Origin of the sequence: Ekhidna sp. (genome assembly GCF_040223195.1) — a bacterium.
Classification (GTDB): Bacteria; Bacteroidota; Bacteroidia; order Cytophagales; family Cyclobacteriaceae; genus Ekhidna.
In genome coordinates, this window is record NZ_JAVKDX010000017.1 from 301112 (window position 1) to 319664 (window position 18553).

General features: G+C 42.1%; 17 protein-coding genes. 8 read left to right on the plus strand and 9 right to left on the minus strand.

The window, feature by feature from the left end; all coding sequences use genetic code 11:
- The first annotated feature begins 132 nt into the window (after positions 1-132).
- On the plus strand, positions 133-3654 hold the full coding sequence (gene smc, locus RLN88_RS11900) for a chromosome segregation protein SMC (RefSeq protein ID WP_350221630.1): 3522 nt from the start codon (positions 133-135) through the stop codon (positions 3652-3654).
- A gap of 18 nt (positions 3655-3672) precedes the next feature.
- Positions 3673-4599 (plus strand): hypothetical protein, encoded by a 927-nt coding sequence (locus tag RLN88_RS11905; protein WP_350221631.1) that lies wholly within the window; start codon positions 3673-3675, stop codon positions 4597-4599.
- A 14-nt stretch (positions 4600-4613) separates the two neighbouring features.
- Here RLN88_RS11905 and RLN88_RS11910 read toward each other — a convergent pair whose 3' ends face one another.
- The 6 genes from RLN88_RS11910 to RLN88_RS11935 all read right to left on the minus strand — a co-directional run bounded on the left by RLN88_RS11910 (position 4614) and on the right by RLN88_RS11935 (position 8859).
- Positions 4614-4793 carry a hypothetical protein gene (locus RLN88_RS11910; RefSeq protein ID WP_350221632.1) on the minus strand — a complete coding sequence of 60 codons (180 nt, stop codon included), beginning with the start codon at positions 4791-4793 and terminating at the stop codon, positions 4614-4616.
- Between the two features lie 71 nt (positions 4794-4864).
- The gene (locus RLN88_RS11915) at positions 4865-5440 is read right to left on the minus strand and encodes a uracil-DNA glycosylase family protein (protein WP_350221633.1); all 576 of its coding nucleotides are present in this window, start codon (positions 5438-5440) and stop codon (positions 4865-4867) included.
- On the minus strand, positions 5441-6544 hold the full coding sequence (locus RLN88_RS11920) for a fatty acid desaturase family protein (RefSeq protein ID WP_350221634.1): 1104 nt from the start codon (positions 6542-6544) through the stop codon (positions 5441-5443).
- An 83-nt stretch (positions 6545-6627) separates the two neighbouring features.
- Positions 6628-7383 carry a LytR/AlgR family response regulator transcription factor gene (locus RLN88_RS11925; protein ID WP_350221635.1) on the minus strand — a complete coding sequence of 252 codons (756 nt, stop codon included), beginning with the start codon at positions 7381-7383 and terminating at the stop codon, positions 6628-6630.
- The gene (locus RLN88_RS11930; RefSeq protein WP_350221636.1) at positions 7380-8435 is read right to left on the minus strand and encodes a sensor histidine kinase; all 1056 of its coding nucleotides are present in this window, start codon (positions 8433-8435) and stop codon (positions 7380-7382) included. Before RLN88_RS11930 ends, RLN88_RS11925 begins: the two co-directional genes overlap by 4 nt.
- Position 8436: 1 nt before the next feature.
- Positions 8437-8859, minus strand: coding sequence for a DUF2141 domain-containing protein (locus RLN88_RS11935; protein ID WP_350221637.1), 423 nt, complete (start codon positions 8857-8859; stop codon positions 8437-8439).
- Positions 8860-9080: 221 nt separating this feature from the next.
- On the opposite strand from RLN88_RS11935, the gene RLN88_RS11940 reads away from it, so the two are divergent.
- The 3 genes from RLN88_RS11940 to RLN88_RS11950 all read left to right on the plus strand — a co-directional run bounded on the left by RLN88_RS11940 (position 9081) and on the right by RLN88_RS11950 (position 13901).
- Positions 9081-10886, plus strand: a complete 1806-nt coding sequence (locus RLN88_RS11940; RefSeq protein WP_350221638.1) for an acyl-CoA dehydrogenase FadE — start codon at positions 9081-9083, stop codon at positions 10884-10886.
- Between the two features lie 116 nt (positions 10887-11002).
- Entirely contained in the window at positions 11003-12430 is a 1428-nt protein-coding gene (locus RLN88_RS11945; RefSeq protein WP_350221639.1) for a TonB-dependent receptor, read from the plus strand.
- A gap of 79 nt (positions 12431-12509) precedes the next feature.
- Complete coding sequence (locus RLN88_RS11950) at positions 12510-13901, plus strand: sodium-dependent transporter (RefSeq protein ID WP_350221640.1); 1392 nt, start codon at positions 12510-12512, stop codon at positions 13899-13901.
- Here the strand turns inward: RLN88_RS11950 and RLN88_RS11955 are convergent, their stop codons facing one another.
- Entirely contained in the window at positions 13902-14711 is an 810-nt protein-coding gene (locus RLN88_RS11955) for a hypothetical protein (protein ID WP_350221641.1), read from the minus strand.
- 170 nt (positions 14712-14881) lie between these two features.
- On the opposite strand from RLN88_RS11955, the gene RLN88_RS11960 reads away from it, so the two are divergent.
- Genes RLN88_RS11960 through RLN88_RS11970 form a run of 3 tightly spaced genes read left to right on the plus strand, consistent with a single transcriptional unit; the run spans position 14882 to position 17103 of the window.
- The gene (locus RLN88_RS11960) at positions 14882-15094 is read left to right on the plus strand and encodes a hypothetical protein (RefSeq protein ID WP_350221642.1); all 213 of its coding nucleotides are present in this window, start codon (positions 14882-14884) and stop codon (positions 15092-15094) included.
- Between the two features lie 30 nt (positions 15095-15124).
- On the plus strand, positions 15125-15691 hold the full coding sequence (locus RLN88_RS11965) for a DUF4136 domain-containing protein (protein ID WP_350221643.1): 567 nt from the start codon (positions 15125-15127) through the stop codon (positions 15689-15691).
- A 35-nt stretch (positions 15692-15726) separates the two neighbouring features.
- Positions 15727-17103, plus strand: coding sequence for a Na+/H+ antiporter NhaC family protein (locus tag RLN88_RS11970; protein ID WP_350221644.1), 1377 nt, complete (start codon positions 15727-15729; stop codon positions 17101-17103).
- Between the two features lie 4 nt (positions 17104-17107).
- Here the strand turns inward: RLN88_RS11970 and RLN88_RS11975 are convergent, their stop codons facing one another.
- Together RLN88_RS11975 and RLN88_RS11980 are read right to left on the minus strand one after the other, a co-directional pair.
- The gene (locus RLN88_RS11975; RefSeq protein ID WP_350221645.1) at positions 17108-17698 is read right to left on the minus strand and encodes a tetratricopeptide repeat protein; all 591 of its coding nucleotides are present in this window, start codon (positions 17696-17698) and stop codon (positions 17108-17110) included.
- 33 nt (positions 17699-17731) lie between these two features.
- Positions 17732-18520, minus strand: a complete 789-nt coding sequence (locus tag RLN88_RS11980; protein ID WP_350221646.1) for a DUF3108 domain-containing protein — start codon at positions 18518-18520, stop codon at positions 17732-17734.
- Positions 18521-18553 lie beyond the last annotated feature (33 nt).

Sequence of the window (18553 nt, forward strand, 5' to 3'; positions counted from 1 at the left end):
CCCTATACTAATGTCACCATTGGGGAAAAATGGTGGATAAATCCATCAAACAATTTAAGATTCAAAAGACCTAGTTGCCATCGAATCTTATATTTTTGTCCGCTTCACCGGTAAGGATCGAATGTTTTTTGCATGCAGTTAACTAAGTTAGAGATAAAGGGGTTCAAAAGTTTTGCTGATCGGGTGATCATCAACTTTGACGAGGGAATAACCGGGATTGTAGGTCCCAATGGATGCGGAAAGTCGAATGTAGTTGATTCTATTCGTTGGGTTTTGGGTGAACAAAAATCACGGGTGCTCCGGTCAGACAAGATGGAGAACGTGATTTTTAATGGCACCAAAGCCAGAAAGCCCACACAGCTGGCAGAAGTCTCCCTTACCTTTGACAACACGAAAAACCTTATCCCAACGGAATATTCTCAGGTGACCATCACCCGTAGATATTATCGATCCGGTGAAAGTGAATACCTGCTTAATGGCATTACCTGCCGATTGAAAGACATCACCAACCTATTCCTCGATACCGGAATTGCATCAAATAGCTATGCCATCATAGAGCTCAAAATGGTAGATGATATCCTGAATGACAAAGACAACTCCCGCCGTGCACTTTTCGAGGAGGCAGCAGGTATATCCAAATTCAAAATACGAAAGAAGGAAACCCTAAAAAAACTCAGCGACACGGATACTGATCTGGAGCGAGTGGAAGACCTCCTTTTTGAGATTGAGAAGAACCTCAAGTCGCTGGAACGTCAGGCCAGTCAGGCTAAAAAGTACTATGAAATAAAAGACGACTACAAAAACTCCAGCATTGCACTTGCGAAAAAGGCGATGACCAATCAGCAGGAGCACTTCGATACCATTCAAAAGCAAATCCAGGAAGAGAATGACAAGAAGGGCGCGCTCAATGCAATGGTAAACGAAAAAGAAGCGTCTATCGAGAAGGTGAAGGCCGACCTCATCAATAAGGAAAAGCTGCTGTCTTCCAGACAGAAATCGTTAAACGAGCACGTAAGCAAGATTCGGCAGTACGAGAGTGACAAGAAAATCAAAAACGAACGTCAGAAATTTCTTCAGGATAAAATTGAGTCGCTGAAGGAACAAATCAGCCAGGACAAGCAGAGTAGCGAGCGGGCGGCAGTCTCCCTGGAAGGATTGCGAAATGAGGCACGCGAGGTTGAAAAAGACGTAACCGCTATCCTATCCAAGGTGGAGGGCTTGAAGAGTGATTATGAATCACAGAAGTCTTTGACAACTGAAGCGCAGGAGAAGCTAAATTCCCTGAACCAGTACTACTCGGAGAAAAAGGATCATCAGTTTCAGATTAGTAAGGAAATTGAAATCAAAGACATCCAGCTGAAATCCATGCTGGGTGAACTAAGCAAAACGAGCGAAGATTCAAGTGAAAAAAGTGCCAACCTGGAGGAATTTAAATACCGGCTGGAGCAAATAAGTAAAGAAAAAAAGGAGAAGCAAACCATTTTCGATGCACTAAAGGCTTCTGAAGAAACCCTCAAAGAGCAAATCGCAGACACGGAAGATAAGGTGGCACAAGCAAGGGAAGCACTCACCAAAATCAACCGAACGCTGGATGCCCGCCAAAATGAATTCAACCTCACCAAATCACTAGTAGACAATCTGGAAGGCTTCCCAGAGGCCATAAAGTTTTTAAAGAAAAATCCACAATGGAAAGATGCTCCGCTCCTCTCCGATGTGATTAGTTGCCCACAGGAATATCGGGTGACGATTGAGAATTTCCTGGAGCCCTTCATGAACTATTACATCGTGGATAGGCAGGAAGATGCTCTAAAGGCAGTCAACCTGCTAAGTGAGTCTACCCGGGGAAAAGCAAACTTCTTTGTGCTTGAAAATTTGGCTTCTTATAAGGAAGACCAGGTAAATGCGCCAGCAGGTAGCCAATCTGCCCTTGACCTTATTGACTATGATGCCAAGTACGAAAGCCTGATCAAACACCTGCTTTGGAATGTTTATATCTCTTCCAATCCGACCCAGGCTGGAAAAGACAACATTGTTCTTTTGGATAAGGAGGGGAAAGTGACGTTCAGAAAGTACAGTATTTCCGGAGGATCCATCGGTTTATTCGAAGGGAAAAGAATCGGCCGTGCCAAAAACCTGGAAAAACTGGAAGTTGAAATCAAGGACTTAAAAAAGAGCCAGGCTTCTACGGAGGATATCATCCACAAGCATCAATCCAAGCTTGAGGAATTGCGTCAGTCCTCCAAGTCTGCCCAGCTTGAAGAGGTTAAGGAAGAGCTATCCCGAATCAAGGAAATTGAGGTTTCTGTGCAGACAAAGCAGGAACAATTTGTGGAGCTGCTTACTTCCAACAAAAACCGAAGAGAGGACATCCAACAACAAATTGTTGAGCTTGAGAAAGCATTGGAAACCTTGAAACCTCAGGCGGAAAAAGAGCTAGCTGAGTTACTCGAACTGGAAAAAAGTGTGGAGGCCAAGAAGGAAGAAGCACTCACCCTACAGGAAGCGCTTGACCGCAAATCAATTTCCTATAATGAGGAGAATGTAGTTTTCCATCAGAGACAAAATAAACTCAATAGCATCCTGCAGGAGATATCGTTCAAAGAAGAATCCTACGAAAGCTCAATTGGTCGGATTGAAAAAAATAGGGAGGAACTCGAAAGTGCCACAGGCAACCTGAACGAACTGGTGAAGAAAAGCACGGCCAGCGACGATGAGCTGGTATCCATGTACGAAGAAAAAGAAACGCTGGAAACGGGTGTCAATGAAGCCGAAAGGGAATATTATGAAGCCAGGACCCTTATAGACGAAGAGGAAAAAAGCCTGCGGGAAATTCAGCGTAAACGGGAAGGCATTGATCACGCCCTTATGGAATGGCAAAACAAACTCAATGACGCCAAGATTGGCCTCAATTCAGTAAAAGACAGATTGTCTGTTGAGTTCAATATCGATCTGGAAAAGGTCAAAGAAGAAGACATTGCCGACTATAAAAAGTTTAGCGAAGATGAGTTGAGAAGCAAGGTAGAAAAGCTTAGAAATCGGATTGACACCATGGGCCCTATCAACCCGATGGCCATGGAAGCTTTCGAAGAAATTCAGGAGCGACATACTTTCATTACCGAGCAGAAAGAAGATTTGATGAAAGCCAAGGAGTCCCTGCTTACGACCATTGGAGAAATTGATGAGGTGGCCAAGGAGACTTTTATGGATGCTTTTCAGCAAATCAAGGACAACTTCATCAAGGTATTCAGAACGCTTTTTACAGAGGAGGATGATTGTGACCTGATCCTGACCAATCCGGATCAGCCGCTCGAAAGCTCCATCGACATTATAGCCAAGCCAAAAGGAAAACGACCGCTCACTATTAACCAACTTTCAGGCGGTGAAAAGACACTTACGGCCACCTCCCTCCTTTTCTCAATTTACCTATTGAAGCCCGCCCCCTTCTGTATCTTCGATGAGGTGGATGCACCACTAGATGACGCCAACATTGATAAATTCAATGAGATCATCCGCAAGTTCTCGAAGGAATCACAATTCATCATAGTAACCCACAACAAGCGCACAATGGCCAGTACAGATGTCATTTATGGAGTTACCATGCAGGAACAGGGAGTTTCTAAAGTTGTTCCAGTAGATTTGCGTGAATTAGCTTAAAATCAGTATAGTCAACATATGAGACTTCTCATTCACCTTTGTTTCATTGTACTGCTATTGGCTGCAGGTTGTGGTCCTAAAAAGAAGGAACAGGAATCCAATACTAAAAGAGACCTACCAGAAGATAAGCCTTTAGATATCCAATCGTTTGATTACCAACCATTAAAGCCGATCAATGGTCAGCTAAAAGCTGTGATAGAAGTTGGTTCGCTGGGATTAAACTATTTCATCATTGAGATAGATAAGGATGGCAGATGGACATTGGAAAAATCTTTCTTTGGAAGGAGTAATATCATCTATGGAGTTAGTTCAACAGCTGAGATATTGGCTCAAATCGAGAGTTTTAATAAGGAAATCAGGGCGCTTGGCGTCTCTGCAAAGAACATACACCTGGTGGCCAGTTCCAGCGTTGGAAAGCTTGGCGATACCTCTTCCCTGGTCGCAGAGCTAGCCAAATCAGGGATGAAACTTATCCCAATAAGTGCAGATAGGGAGGCAGAGCTGGCGCTAATAGCTACCATTCCTAAAGAGTTCATCAGCGAGTCATTTTTGGTAGACATTGGATCAGGAAATACGAAGATTTCATGGGTAAGCAATATGGATACCTTCAGTATTGAAACCCATGGCTCCAAGTATTTTCTTGGAGATGTTCAGGATACCACAGTATTTAGACAAGTACGGGATGCACTACTGAAAGTGCCTCAAAAAAACAGAAACTTGTGCTTCATGCTTGGGGGAATGATTTACGAGCTGACGAAAGATGAAGTTAAAGACGATGAAAGGTATCTTGTTTTAAACCCTCCGGGAGAATATGCAACTACCAATGAAAGGTCAAAAGCTGCTAACGTAATATACAGCGCGATCTATCTGGAGCCTACTTATTCGTATATTTTTGACAGAAAGTCCAATTTTTCAATTGGCTATTTGATAAGCTTGGATAAATAGCTGTCTGGAACTCGCTACAAGGCGAGCTTCCTTTTCAACTTCTCTATTCCATTGAGGGAAATTAAGTGACCGCTTTCGGGACATTCCAGGTTTCTTTCCGCAATTTCCAGCAGCAGCCTGGAGAGGCGTTTTGCCCTGGGTTGAACCTCCGCTGCTTTCTTTTCCCTGTAAGTAGATATGATTGATACGTTCATTTTCTATTGACTAAGTGAAATGCTAAAATCCTAGCTATCCATCACAATATCAATACCACTTTTTGGGTAATTTACAATGACAAGGCTTTGGAGGTTTGTGCCTTCAAATGAGGCAACAGTTCCAATTCAAACCACGGATTCTTCTTTATCCATAGTTGATTCCTGGGAGAAGGGTGTGGCAAAGGTAAATACCTCGGCAAGTACTCCTCATAGGCTTTGACAGTCTCTGTTAAAGTCGCTCTGGCAGTATCACCCAAATAGTATTTCTGCGCATACTGACCCACTAGCAGTATGAGTTTAAGCGAATTGAAGTGACCCATCAGTTTTTCGTGCCACAGCGGAGCACATTCGGGTCTTGGAGGCAGGTCGCCTGATTTTCCCGATCCAGGATAACAAAACCCCATAGGAATCAAAGCAACCTTACCCTCATCGTAAAATACTTCATCAGAAATACCCAGCCACTTGCGTAGGTTTCTCCCACTGGCATCATCCCATGGGATACCCGATTCATGCACTTTTCTGCCGGGAGCCTGACCTATGATTAAAAGCTTAGAAGACTTGGAAGCCTGAACAACCGGTCTGGGTTCATGCAAAAAAAAGGAGCTACACACCGTGCAACTCCCTATTTCTTCCAGCAAAGCTTTCATTTATCTCCCCAGAGAATAGAGCATTTTTCCGTGAGAAACCAATGCTGACATAAAAGTCGGATATGATCGGTAAGGCACATTGTACTCCTCTGCTGTTTTCTTTACGATCTTAGAAATTTTCCTATAATGAACATGACAGATATTCGGGAAAAGGTGATGCTCAATCTGATAATTTAAACCACCCACAAACCATGAAAGCACCTTGTTTCGCTGCGCGAAATTGCAGGTAGTCTTTAGCTGGTGTACTGCCCAATTTTCTTCTACCACATCTGTATTCTCCACGTTCTCAAAAGAATGATCCTCCATTACGTGTGCAGGCTGGAAGATGATGGCAAGACTAAATCCGGCCACATAATGCATCAAAAAGAATCCAAGCAAAATATGATACCATGGCAATGAAGTAAATAAAATAGGGAGTGCAAGGATATAAGAATAATAGAAAACCTTGGTAAGCACCAACCAAATCCATGCTCTGGTGATACTCTTGGTTTGTCTTCTCAGGTGGCCATCCCTGGTGTATTCTGCCAGCTGGCTAAAGTCTTTTACAATGATCCAACTCATCGTCATCAAGCCATAAAGAAACCATGCGTAGATATGTTGCCACTTATGAAATTTTTTCATCGGAGTGTTTGGATCAAATCTCAAAATTCCTCCTTTTGGAGAAATATCCTCATCCATTCCAGTTACATTGGTATAAGTATGGTGTTTCACATTGTGCTGTATCTTCCAGTTGGTCGCATTGGCCCCTACCAGGTTCAATGAATAACCCACTACCTTATTGATCCATTTTTTTCTGGAATATGCCCCGTGATTTGCATCATGCATCACAGAAAGACCAATGCCTGCCTTTCCCAGTCCCATCAAAAACGCCATTAAATAGAAAACCCATATGTTTTGAACTACCCCAAGCAGGAACATGAAGTAAGGAACGAAATAAAGGCAAAACATAAAGATGGTCTTGACCACCATCTCAGCATTGGCATACCTGCCATATTTTGAATTCTTAAAATACTGGTTAACACGCTGATTGAGCGTTTTATTGAACTCCTCGTGAAGGTCATTCTTAAACCTAACTACCTTTCGGCTCATTGATGCTACGGACATAAACTGGCGTTTAATTTTTTGATTATTTCAAATTTAATTAAGAAACACTTGAAATGGTGAAATAATTTGACCAGTGGCCAAATTTATCTGTCAAGCCAGGCTTTAAATTCAGAAACACGCTCTCGTGCCACAATAACCTGATCCTCATCAAAATGATCCACAACAATCTCAAGCCTGGAATTTGTAAATGCAATAATGTCTTTGATGTAATTGAGATTGATGATGAACTTTCTGGAAATCCTGAAAAACTCGGATTTGCTCATCATATCGTCCACCTTGTCCAGAGTGTAGTCCACCAGATAGCGCTTGCCGGAATCTGTAAACAGGTAAGTCCCTTTGTCCTGGCTGTAAATCAACTGGATCCTGGAGGATTCAATTGTGCGCAAATGCTCCCCTACCTTCACCACAAATCGTTCTTTACCAGATGGTTGTAGTGATTTGATTAGATTCTGAATGTCACTGGGTTCCGGTTTTGGAGCCTCCCTTTTGAAGTTTGACTCAAACTTTTCTACAGCCACATTCAAGTCCTCTTCGGCAATCGGTTTGAGCAAATAGTCCACGCTGTTGGTTTTGAAAGCCTTAAGAGCATACTCATCATAAGCAGTAGTAAAAATGATCGGCTTTTCTACTTTGATTTGATCAAAGATGTCAAACGACAATCCATCTGCCAGTTGAATATCCATAAAGAGCAGGTCGTATCGCAGGGCAGGCAATGAGATTGAAGCTGACTCCACTGAATCAAACTTTGCCACAAACTCATAATCCGGACGAATAGCTTCAATTAAAAACCTGAGCCTCTTTGCGGCAAGTTGTTCGTCTTCTATGATGATGTACTTCATTTTTTAATATTTAGCAGCGGTAGTTTCACTTCAAATGAATCCTCGAATTTATTAATGATGACCTTTTTGTCAGTTAGGTAATGATACCTATCTGTAAGATTGCTCAGCCCTATTCCGGTGCTGTCTTTGGCTTTCTTTTCTTTCAGGGTATTCCTTACCGAACAATACTCATCATCTATTTCAATTTGCACTTTCAATGGATCTTTTTCACTTACTACATTGTGCTTAATAGCATTTTCAACTAAAATCTGAATAGCGAGCGGTGGAACAAACATTTTAGGATTGTTGGTGCTGATTTCCACCTTCAAATTTTCCCCGAAGCGAATTTTCTGGAGAAAAGTGAAGTTTTTCACAAAATCCATTTCCTTCTCCACTTCCACCACTTCTTCGTCTTTGCTTTCCAGCACATACCGGTATACCTGCGAGAGCTTCCTGATAAACTCCACCGCCTTATCCTGATCCTCATACACCAGCGAGCTTAGCGCATTCAGAGAATTAAATAGAAAATGTGGATTTACCTGATTCTTGAGGCTATTGTATTGAGAAGAAACTTGCTCGGTCTTCAACCGCTCATTATCAATAGAAACCTGCCTCCACTCCAATAAAAATCCACGTCCGTGCATAAACGTGTTAATGCCCAGATTAACCAGGATGGTTGTTAATAGTGGAGCTCCATCTAGTTTTTGAATAGCTTCGGCAGGACTTTTTTCAAAAACCGTCACGTCATATGCAAAATCTAAAAAATAAACCACGAAAGCCGTATAAGCTACAATGGTGAAAAGGCTCGCAAGAAACCTCTTTATTGGATGATCATGCCAGCTATAAAGCGAATTCATTACAGTCACAGAAGCTTCACTTCCTTTCCATAGCATCATCCACATAAATCCGCTATAAGTAAAATTAATAATCAAATACGATAATTTTATACCTATATCACCCCAAAGGATAAATTGAAAAATGCCTCCGAATAAGAAAATAAGAAAGCCCTCCTTAAACTGCTTTCGCCAGTTAATTTTAAACGAGCTATACGCTATGCTATCAGGGTTCGTCATTTTACAATCTGATTACAATTTCGTTTCCTCCCTGCGCTACTTCAAAGCGGCAGTCCTCAAAACTTGGTGGCCCAAACATCCCCTTTGCATTGTTGGAGAATGCATACGGCTCAGTTGGAATACCCATAAAGTTGGAATCTAACTTTCCATTGCCATTCTCATCCTGGAAAATGGAGATGGCATAGAAGCCCTCTCCCAGCCCTTTAAAGGAAAATTCAACCACATCTTTGTTGATTATCTTCCCATCACTCAATATCTCTTTGGAAAGAAACCGATCCTGATGATCATAAACTGCGATCATGATGGAGCCCTTTTGCGTTTTAATATTCTCTACCTTCACCACCAGCTCACAACTTTGCTGTGCATTTGAGCACAAAGCAGCCAGTAGCAGTAGAAAAGTCGATAGTTTTTTTACTTTTTTCATACTCCAAAAGTGATTCCGCTGGTTAGCACCATCAATTAATGATTACCGAACTGTCAAATTTCGTAGCTGAATTGTAAACATCTCATAAAGTGCGCAAGTATAGTAGATTGATCTTCCAAAAAAATGCTAAAATTGTTATGCATGCAGAGTAAATGATTGTATATTTGTTATGCATGCAGAGTATTTTATAATTAAATCAATCAGAAAAATAGATTTTACCCATGGAAGCAGCTGAAAAAACCGCACTCAAAGGAGGCGAATTTCTAGTAAAAGAAACAACAGCAGATAACATCTTCATTCCCGAGGAATTTTCGGAGGAGCAGAAGATGATGGCGGCAGCCACACAAGATTTCATCGACAAGGAAATCACTCCAATCACCGACAGAATAGAAAGTATGGAGGAAGGTGTGATGCCCGGACTTATGGATAAGGCGGGTGAACTTGGTCTTTTGGGTGTAAATATTCCAGAAGAATACGGAGGACTTGGGATGAGCTTCAATACAGGTATGCTCATTGCGGATATAATGGCTATGGCTGGCTCCTTCTCTACTGCATATGGAGCGCATACAGGGATTGGTACATTACCTATCCTCTACTACGGAACTGAGGAGCAAAAGCAAAAATACCTTCCAAAACTTGCTTCAGGTGAGTGGAAAGCGTGCTACTGCCTCACAGAGCCTGATGCAGGATCTGATGCGAATTCAGGAAAAACAAAAGCCACCCTATCATCAGATGGCAAACATTATCTGATCAATGGCCAGAAAATGTGGATATCGAATGCAGGATTTGCCGACCTCCTAATCATATTCGCTAAAATTGATGATGATAAGAAATTGTCTGCTTTCATTGCTGAAAGAACCTGGGAAGGCATTAGCATGAACGATGAGGAAAAGAAACTAGGCATCAAAGGATCCTCAACTCGCCAGGTCTTCTTCAATGACCTTAAAGTTCCGGTTGAAAACCTGCTCTCCGAAAGAGAAAACGGTTTCAAAATAGCGGTAAACGTCCTCAATGTTGGCCGAATCAAACTAGGTGCTGGATGTATCAATGGATGCAAAGACATAGCTACAAAATCTACCTCCTACGCCAATGAACGTAAACAATTTGGGGTGCCGATATCGAGCTTTGGAGCCATCAAACAAAAGCTGGCGAAAATGGCCACCCGAACCTATGCTACCGAATCTGCTTCTTACAGAGCTGGCCAGGATATTGAAGATTTGATTGCAAGGCTGGCGAGCGATGGCATGGATGCAAGCGAGGCAAAACTTAAAGGCGTAGAACAATATGCTATCGAGTGCGCTATTATTAAGATACACGGCTCAGAAGTACTTGACTTCTGCGTTGACGAAGGAGTTCAGGTTTATGGTGGAATGGGATTTTCGGAAGAAGCTCCTATGGCAAGAGCCTACCGAGATGCCAGAATAACGAGAATCTACGAAGGAACGAATGAGATAAACAGAATGCTCTTGGTGGGTATGATGTTCAAAAAAGCCATGAAAGGCGAGATTGATCTACTGGGACCTGCCATGGCGGTGGGTAAAGAACTGACCGGAGTGCCATCTTTTGACACGCCTGATCTTTCTGCTCCTCTGGCCAAAGAGAAAGAAGTCATCAAGAACCTAAAGAAAGCCGTACTGATGGCAGCAGGAAAAGCTGCTGAGAAATTTGGGCCGAAGCTGTACCAGGAACAGGAAGTGCTGATGAACCTGGCCGACATGTTGATTGAGGTGTACGTTGCTGAGTCCACTATTCTAAGAACCGAAAAGTTGATGAGTAAGTATGGAGAGGACGGTAGTACACTATACCAAAACATGGCTAAGCTATATCTATATGAAGCATTGACCAAAATCAAGAATTCCGGAGATGAGGCAGTGGCATGTTTTGCAGAGGGAGATGAGCTGCGGGTAATGCTAATGGGAATGAAGCGATTCACCAAAATGGATCCTATAAACACCAAAGAGCTAAGACAGGCAGTTGCTGATGTGATGATTAAGGAAAACAAATTCCCATATTCACTTTACAACTAAACTCTCCCCCTTTACGTATGAACAAAACCGGCTTAAAGTCGGTTTTTTTGTTAATACAGGTTTGTTTTGGCTACATTTCAAAATAGCTTTGTGATGGAGGCAGGAGGCATCCAAAAATGGAAGAATTTAATAAAAAATTAACCACAAAAGAGAAGGCTTTACAGCTTAATCTTGATACACGGATTTACGGTACAGTTGCCGAGATTGGTGGAGGACAGGAAGTAGCAGCTTATTTTTTCAAGGCAGGGGCAGCTTCAGGAACCATTGCTAAAACCATGTCTGCCTATGACATGACGTTTAGTGATGCGATCTATGGGAAGTGTGAAAGGTACGTCTCCCAGGAAAAGCTTCACAGGATGCTTGATCGTGAGTACAATCTACTCGACCAGCGACTAACCCAGCGAGCCAAGAAAAGCACCTTCTTTGCGTTTGCGAATACTGTGGAGGTAATCAATTACAACCGTAGCAACGTAGGCCATGGATGGATGGGGATCAGGTTTCAGCGCCATTCCCATACCAAACCCAATGAATGCATTATTCACGTAACGCTAAAAGACAGGGATGCTGAGTGGCAACAGCAGGTTTTAGGGATTGTGGGGGTCAACCTCATACACTCTTGCTACACGTATAACACCCCGGAAGAAATCATCGATTCCCTTGTGGATAATGTGAGAAAGGATCGCCTGGAAATTGATATGTTCAGCATTTCAGGTCCTGATTTTCACCATGTGGATAATCGATTGATGACCTTGAAACTGGTGAAGAATGGCCTTACTGAGGTGGCAATGTTTGGTCCTGACAAAAATGTTGTGCTCCCATCAGACATTATCTACCGTAAAAATGCAATAGTTCTTAGAGGAAGGTTTCGTCCGGTGACCCACGTCAATGTGGACATGATGATTACCGGGATGAGAGCTTTCAAAAAAGAACTTGGCCATGCCAAAGATATTGTCTCGGTGGTAGAAATCACGCTCAAGGATCTGACCCTGGCCGGGGAATTGGATGAGCAGGATTATCTGGACAGAGTAGACCTTTTGTGCTCTCTGGGGCAAAACGTAATGATATCTAACTATCAGGAGCACTATCGCCTTGCGGGCTATTTGTCCCAATTCATCAAGGATAAGACGCTTGGCATAATCATAGGTTTGAATAACCTCACTCAAATTTTTGATGAGAAATACTACAAGAACCTTGATGGTGGCATCCTTGAATCTTTCGCACGTTTATTTGGAAGCAATGTGAAGTTATTTGTGTATCCGATCATTGATTCTAATGGGAAGATCAAGACCGGAAATGACTTCACTCCTGACAGGCACCTGGAAAGCCTTTTCTACTACTTTATTGAAAATCACAAAATCCTTAGCATCCCGGATGCCAAAACGGACAACCTCCACATCATCTCTGACCAGGTGCTGGATATGATTGAAAATGACAAAGAAGGTTGGGAGGAAATGGTACCAAATCGAGTAGCCGAAGCGATCAAATCAAATCATCTTTTTAACTACCCTTATGAAATCGAGGTAGACGAAGAAGACCTGATTTAAACCAGTCATAGAATTGCCCTTTGTGGGTATCCTCCTTTTGCTATATTTGGCGTTTTAACCCAAACCTAAAACACATAATATGAGCGCTCGCGGAAACTTTTCCAGCAAACTTGGTTTCATCCTGGCTGCTGCAGGATCGGCTGTAGGACTTGGTAATATTTGGAAATTCCCCTTTGAGGTGGCAGATGGTGGTGGTGCCGCATTTGTGCTTATCTATTTGGTTTTTGCGTTCATTTTATGTTTTCCCGTTATGGTAACGGAAATTGCCATCGGAAGAAAAACACAGAAGAATCCGGTAGGTGCCTATGCATCACTGGGATTCAAAAACTGGAAATTCCTGGGATTGATGGGGATCATCAGTGGGGTACTTATCCTTTCCTTTTACAACGTAGTGGCTGGCTGGGCCTTTGGATATTTCCTGGAGATGATCAAAGGAAATTTCGGTATCGGTGAAAACTTTTCCCAATTCACAAATGATGTAATAAACGTTGGGCTTTACGGACTGGTATTCATGAGCGTTACCGCTTTCATTGTTTCAAAAGGCATTTCAGGAGGAATTGAAAAAGCAGCCAAGTTCATGATGCCATCCCTGGTTATAATTATTCTGCTTTTGACTTTTTACGCCTCTTCCCTACCCAATGCGATGAAAGGAATTTCCTATTACCTGATTCCCGAATTTGGTGAGGTGACTCCCGAGGTTATTTACAATGCTCTGGGGCAGGCTTTTTTCTCACTTTCTTTGGGGATGGGTGCCCTCATCACGTACGGTAGCTACATATCCAAGGAAGATAATATTGTTTCGTCCGCTGCATACATCACCTTGACTGATGTAGGGATTGCATTCCTCGCTGGGCTGATGATGTTCCCGTTTGTGGCTTATCTGACTGATGGAACGATGGAGGGCTTTACTGGTGGCCCTGGGTTGATATTTGTCACACTTCCTGGAGTGTTCGAATCCCTTGGATCCACGCTTGGTGTTGTTGTCGGGGCTTTATTTTTCCTGCTTCTTTCCTTCGCCGCTCTTACGTCCACAGTTTCGTTACTTGAGGTGCCTGTTACTTACGTAGTAGATGAATTCAATGCCAAAAGAAAAACTTCTGTGTGGATAATTGCCACGCTTATTTTTCTTTTGGGAATTCCTTCACTCCTTTCAAATGGATACTCAGAGCTATTCACCAATTTTATCACGTATGTAGGCGCTTCGTCTCCTGCAAGTTTTATGACATTTGTTGAGCACATTGGAAGCGATACGTTGCTTCCTCTGGGTGGAGTTTTAATCACGATTTTCGCAGCTTATGTTTGGAAGAAAAACAATCTCATTGAGGAACTTAGAATTGGAAACCCAAAACTGGCTGGATCATGGAAAGAAAAGTATATTGATTTTGCAGTAAGCTACCTTTGCCCAATTTTGCTTTCCATTGTGTTTATTTTCACGGTATTGGGAAGGTTCTTTGGACTGAATTTTTTCTAATTACTCTTTGATAAATGTGCCTGGCTCTTTGCCATTAAAATAAATGACGTACTGTCCTTGCCTAAGGACAGTTACGTCTATTTCTTTCCCCTGTCCCTCCAAAACCAATTCGCTTCCGGCATTGTAGATTTCGTAGTGCGTTGATCGGGAGAGGTACAATCGGGTCTTTGCAGATTTGGGATTAAATTCAATTGGCTCAGGATAGTGATCAAAATCCACCTCCCACGAATAAAGATATCCAGCCCTGCTACCACGAGGAAAAATATACTTGACCCTGAATTTATTGGCACCCTCCTCCAGATTGGGGTAATGAGTATACGTGACCCCCTCGTATCTCCCAACAGCCGGCCTCACCTCCTGATCAATCCAAATTCCATTCGAAAGCTTTTCGACTTCAAACTCGCCTATTCCGGTTTCACCTTTGGTAGACCAGGTAAGTGAGCTATCTGTAAGCGAAACTGAAACAAACCGAAATATGGTGTGAAATAGAATGGCCTCAGGATTGATGATCGTAGGCATACAAAGTGAGTCTTTGTGAACCAGGCGAATCTTGACCGGCGTGTAAAGATCGTAACCATCAAAATCAAGCTTAATTGCGCTCAGCTTATAATTGATATCCATCAGTCGCTCATTGATATAGATCTGATCAATACAGAATTTTCTATCAGATCGGTCAAAAGGATTTTGTATGAACAAGGTATTGCCCTGAAAAACACCGGCAAGGTTGGTCTCGTATTTAGGAACTTCTTGTGAAAAGATATCAGACCCTATAAAAACAATAAGTGCGAAAAAATACGCTTTCTTATTCATCTCAACAATTTTCCTTAGACACTTCAAACATGATGCTATTACCTAGAAAAGTATCAATTATTTCGATCAGTACACGTAATAACCTAGTTAAATATTTCGTTTTTTGAACTAAACAAAGATTATCTATTCATATTTTTACACATCACCTACTGTGTAGGAATTGCCCAATCATGCCAGACACACTTCTCATATGGTACAATCCAGATGCTGTGAAATACGAAACAGGTCCATACGCCTGTTTCAAATCGCTCTCGGGAGAGAGTATCAATGAGGATCGCTTTGAGGTGCTCTATGAATTCAATGTAGAAACTGTGTTTGTTGCTGATAAAATTCTTAACTCCCTCAATGCCGCGCGCGCTAGTTCCCTCATCCTCAACCTGTAAAATCAGGACAAATACATATCTTAGCCATCAATGAAAAAGTGGTTTGCTATCACCTTAATTGTTCTGACTGGCTGTAGTCCTAAAGTCGTTTCTTACTTAAACCCTAAGGCCAAGTTTAAAACTTATGAAACGTATAGATTAGTCAGTGCCAAGCTAGATTCCAAAAATGTCACTCCGGAAAACACACTGGTTTTTGACCATATTAAAGAGAATATCCATTCACAAATGAAAACCAGAGGCTATCAGCTGTCTAATGTGACTCCAGACTTGACATTGAGGTATGAAGTGACCTCCAGTACACGAGTTGAAAATAATACGTCCCAGAATAATTTCTATTCATATCCCGGTTATCAAATCACCACCCGAACGATCTATGAGTCAGTCTTGATGGTGGAATTGTTAGACACAAATAATAAGCTTGTATGGCAGGGAAGCTATGATTTGCGCCAACAGCGAAAAGAGAAGAAGGTGCCGGCAGCCATAGAAAAAGCTGTGGGCTATATCTTCACCACCTATCCTTATGAGGCACTATTAAATAGCCCAAATGAGGAACTGAGAACCTTAGAATCGAAAAAGAAAGACACTACGGAAGAATGACGGATTACGGATTTTGGTCATTGATACCTCCCCTTTTGGCAATTGGCTTAGCGATCAAAACGAAGCAGGTTGTTTTCTCTCTTTCGCTTGGAATATTTGTTGGCTATCTCATTATTCAGAGTGGAAATATTTTTGAAGGGCTGCTTTCCACCATTACTGCTTTCGTGGATGTTTTTCAAAGCAAAGGAAACACCCGCACCATTATTTTGACCTTGATTATTGGTGCTCTTATTCAATTGATCAAATACTCCGGTGGGATCAATGGTTTCATCAACTGGGTGCAAAAAAGACTGGCAGATAAGAAAAACTTCAAAGGGAAGATTCAGGCTACTTCTGCCCTTACAGGATTTCTTATTTTCGTTGAATCCAATATTTCCATCCTAACTGTAGGAACCATCTTCCGTCCTGTTTTCGATAAACATAAAATACCAAGGGAGAAGCTGGCTTATTTGGCTGATTCCAGTTCCGCCCCCTCCTGCATCCTTTTTCCACTCAATGCGTGGGGTGCGTACATCATGGGGCTGCTTTTGGCCTTTCCAAATGTGGATCCGTTTAAAACGCTCATCTTTTCCATCCCATTTAATTTCTACGCAATTCTTACTCTTGTCTTTGTTTTTTGGCTATCACTTTCCGGCAAGGAGTACAGTGAAATGAAAAAAGTAGTGGAAAAGAAGCATGCTATCGAAGATTCTGAGGAAAAATCGGGCGAGGCTACTTCGTCACCGCTAAACATGGTAATTCCTATCTTGACTATGGTATTAACCATGCCTTTCTTCCTCATTTATGGTGGATGGGATAGTGCATTAGAGGGTGGATTTGCTGAGAAAGCCTGGAATAGCATAAGTACCGGATCAGGATCCGAAGCAGTCCTCAATGCCTGCTTTACTGGTTTCCTTACAGCCGCCATCATGTATGGATTTCAAAAAAGAATTACTATCCAGTCGTTTATCGATCAATCATTTAAAGGGATGAACGACATGGTAGTCATGGCCGTGTTGATGGTTTTGGCCTTTGCAATCGGTAATCTTTGCAATGAGTTAGGGACTGGGATTTACGTTTCCAGAGTGACGGCTTCATGGCTTATTCCAGAAGCTGCACCAGCTTTGATCTTTATCATCAGCAGCTTTATAGCATTTGCGACGGGGACATCTTGGGGAACATTCGCCATTATGATTTCAATTGGTGTACCGCTTGCATTTGCCGTGGATGCTAATTTGTATCTGGTCATTGCAGCAGTGCTGGGTGGGGGCGTATTTGGGGATCATTGTTCCCCTATTTCAGATACCACGCTCATTGCATCAGTTGCTTCGGGATGCGATCATATAGATCATGTGCGAACACAGCTGCCCTATGCGCTTTTTACCGGCGGACTATCAATAGTTTGCTACTTGATTGCCGGATTTATTTTCTGAAATCTTATTTGCAATAGTCTTTGAGTGCACCATCTGCACCTGGAACATCCAGGGATTTGGCAAACTTGAAATCCTCACAAGCAGACCTGATTCGCTCTTTGCCTACTTTCACAGCCCCTCGATATAGATAAGCTTCACCAAAGCTTTTATCAATACTGATGGCGTTATTGTAAGATTCCAAGGCCTGGTCTAAATATCCCAACTGATGCTCCGCCCTGCCAGCAAGGAAGTGTGCCTGGGCTGAGTTTTCATTCAGGTCAATGGCGCTACCTGTATAAATGAGTACCTTGTTGAACTCATTAGTATTATAGGAAATTTTCGCCAGGCTCAAATAAGCACTAATGTTTTTTGGATCAAGCTCCAATATCTTTTCAAAGTCAGCAATCGCCTCATCATTCTTTCCTACTTCCTCGTATGACCTTCCCCTATTGTACAGGCTCTTTACATGATCTGGACGAGTAGATAAGTAAGAAGTATATGCTTCAATCGCCTCCGGGAACTTTCCATCCTCGAATAACTCATCACCGCTTACCGAATCCTGAGTAGTGCAACCGACTGTAATAAAAAGAATAAGTGCTATTGTGCTTAATTTCATGCTCTCTGTATAAGGTCGGCAAAAGTAGATTGATTAATTAAAATCAATGCCGCTTTTCACGTTTTTATACGCAGTAAGCTCGCAATAGGCTGTACCAAAGTTCATATTTGCTTTGACCTTAAGAGGTAATCTATTACCATCTGCAGAAACCCAAAATGTCACCGCATCATGTCCGTCAAAAACACTGTTCTTTTCAAGAATAGGAACCACTCTGTGACAATATATTTCTCCTACCTTGGTTTTGATCATCTCTATGCCACCATATATCATTTCAAAATCATAAAACTTCTTATCAAAAAAGGCATCCATTCTAATGGTATCACCCTTTTTCAAACTTCGATAATCAATACTTCTCGCATACATGAGTCCTCCCATCATATCAAACATGTTGCTTTTCTCAATGTCAAAATAGCGGGTAGGCCGAGGTTTGTTTTCAGACGGGGTTGATTGCTCAAAACGAATTTTCATCTCATCATAATCGAAATATACCTTTTCATCCAACTCATAATCTCCCTCCGACAAGTCCCGATACGAATAATACGGTAGGAATGTGTCCTTATCTATAATGGCTCCCCATCTATCATCCACTCTTGAAAAAACCCCAGCAAGACCGGCTGTACCACCCTCTACGTTAATTTCAAGACATTCCTTTCCATCCAGCATGACATAGTCATCTGAGATTTTAAACGTGCCCCTACCTATAGTAAACCACCCGTATGATAATCTAAATTGAAGCTCTTCTCCGGTACTTACTGGCTTGCTCTTAACCATTGGCTGACCAAAGGAAAAAAGACTCACAAGTATCAAGGTGAAAGTTTTCATGACTTTTAAAGTTGGTACGCTTTCCATAACTAC

What these genes read in the sequence shown, in the direction of transcription:
- smc (WP_350221630.1), top strand. Translation starts at nt 133, where the DNA reads ATGCAGTTAACTAAGTTAGAGATAAAGGGGTTCAAAAGTTTTGCTGAT.
- RLN88_RS11965 (WP_350221643.1), top strand. Translation starts at nt 15,125, where the DNA reads ATGAAAAAGTGGTTTGCTATCACCTTAATTGTTCTGACTGGCTGTAGT.
- RLN88_RS11915 (WP_350221633.1), bottom strand. Translation starts at nt 5,440, where the DNA reads ATGAAAGCTTTGCTGGAAGAAATAGGGAGTTGCACGGTGTGTAGCTCC.
- RLN88_RS11925 (WP_350221635.1), bottom strand. Translation starts at nt 7,383, where the DNA reads ATGAAGTACATCATCATAGAAGACGAACAACTTGCCGCAAAGAGGCTC.
- RLN88_RS11910 (WP_350221632.1), bottom strand. Translation starts at nt 4,793, where the DNA reads ATGAACGTATCAATCATATCTACTTACAGGGAAAAGAAAGCAGCGGAG.
- RLN88_RS11930 (WP_350221636.1), bottom strand. Translation starts at nt 8,435, where the DNA reads ATGACGAACCCTGATAGCATAGCGTATAGCTCGTTTAAAATTAACTGG.
- RLN88_RS11905 (WP_350221631.1), top strand. Translation starts at nt 3,673, where the DNA reads ATGAGACTTCTCATTCACCTTTGTTTCATTGTACTGCTATTGGCTGCA.
- RLN88_RS11940 (WP_350221638.1), top strand. Translation starts at nt 9,081, where the DNA reads ATGGAAGCAGCTGAAAAAACCGCACTCAAAGGAGGCGAATTTCTAGTA.
- RLN88_RS11955 (WP_350221641.1), bottom strand. Translation starts at nt 14,711, where the DNA reads ATGAATAAGAAAGCGTATTTTTTCGCACTTATTGTTTTTATAGGGTCT.
- RLN88_RS11975 (WP_350221645.1), bottom strand. Translation starts at nt 17,698, where the DNA reads ATGAAATTAAGCACAATAGCACTTATTCTTTTTATTACAGTCGGTTGC.
- RLN88_RS11920 (WP_350221634.1), bottom strand. Translation starts at nt 6,544, where the DNA reads ATGTCCGTAGCATCAATGAGCCGAAAGGTAGTTAGGTTTAAGAATGAC.
- RLN88_RS11945 (WP_350221639.1), top strand. Translation starts at nt 11,003, where the DNA reads ATGGAAGAATTTAATAAAAAATTAACCACAAAAGAGAAGGCTTTACAG.
- RLN88_RS11960 (WP_350221642.1), top strand. Translation starts at nt 14,882, where the DNA reads ATGCCAGACACACTTCTCATATGGTACAATCCAGATGCTGTGAAATAC.
- RLN88_RS11935 (WP_350221637.1), bottom strand. Translation starts at nt 8,859, where the DNA reads ATGAAAAAAGTAAAAAAACTATCGACTTTTCTACTGCTACTGGCTGCT.
- RLN88_RS11950 (WP_350221640.1), top strand. Translation starts at nt 12,510, where the DNA reads ATGAGCGCTCGCGGAAACTTTTCCAGCAAACTTGGTTTCATCCTGGCT.
- RLN88_RS11980 (WP_350221646.1), bottom strand. Translation starts at nt 18,520, where the DNA reads ATGAAAACTTTCACCTTGATACTTGTGAGTCTTTTTTCCTTTGGTCAG.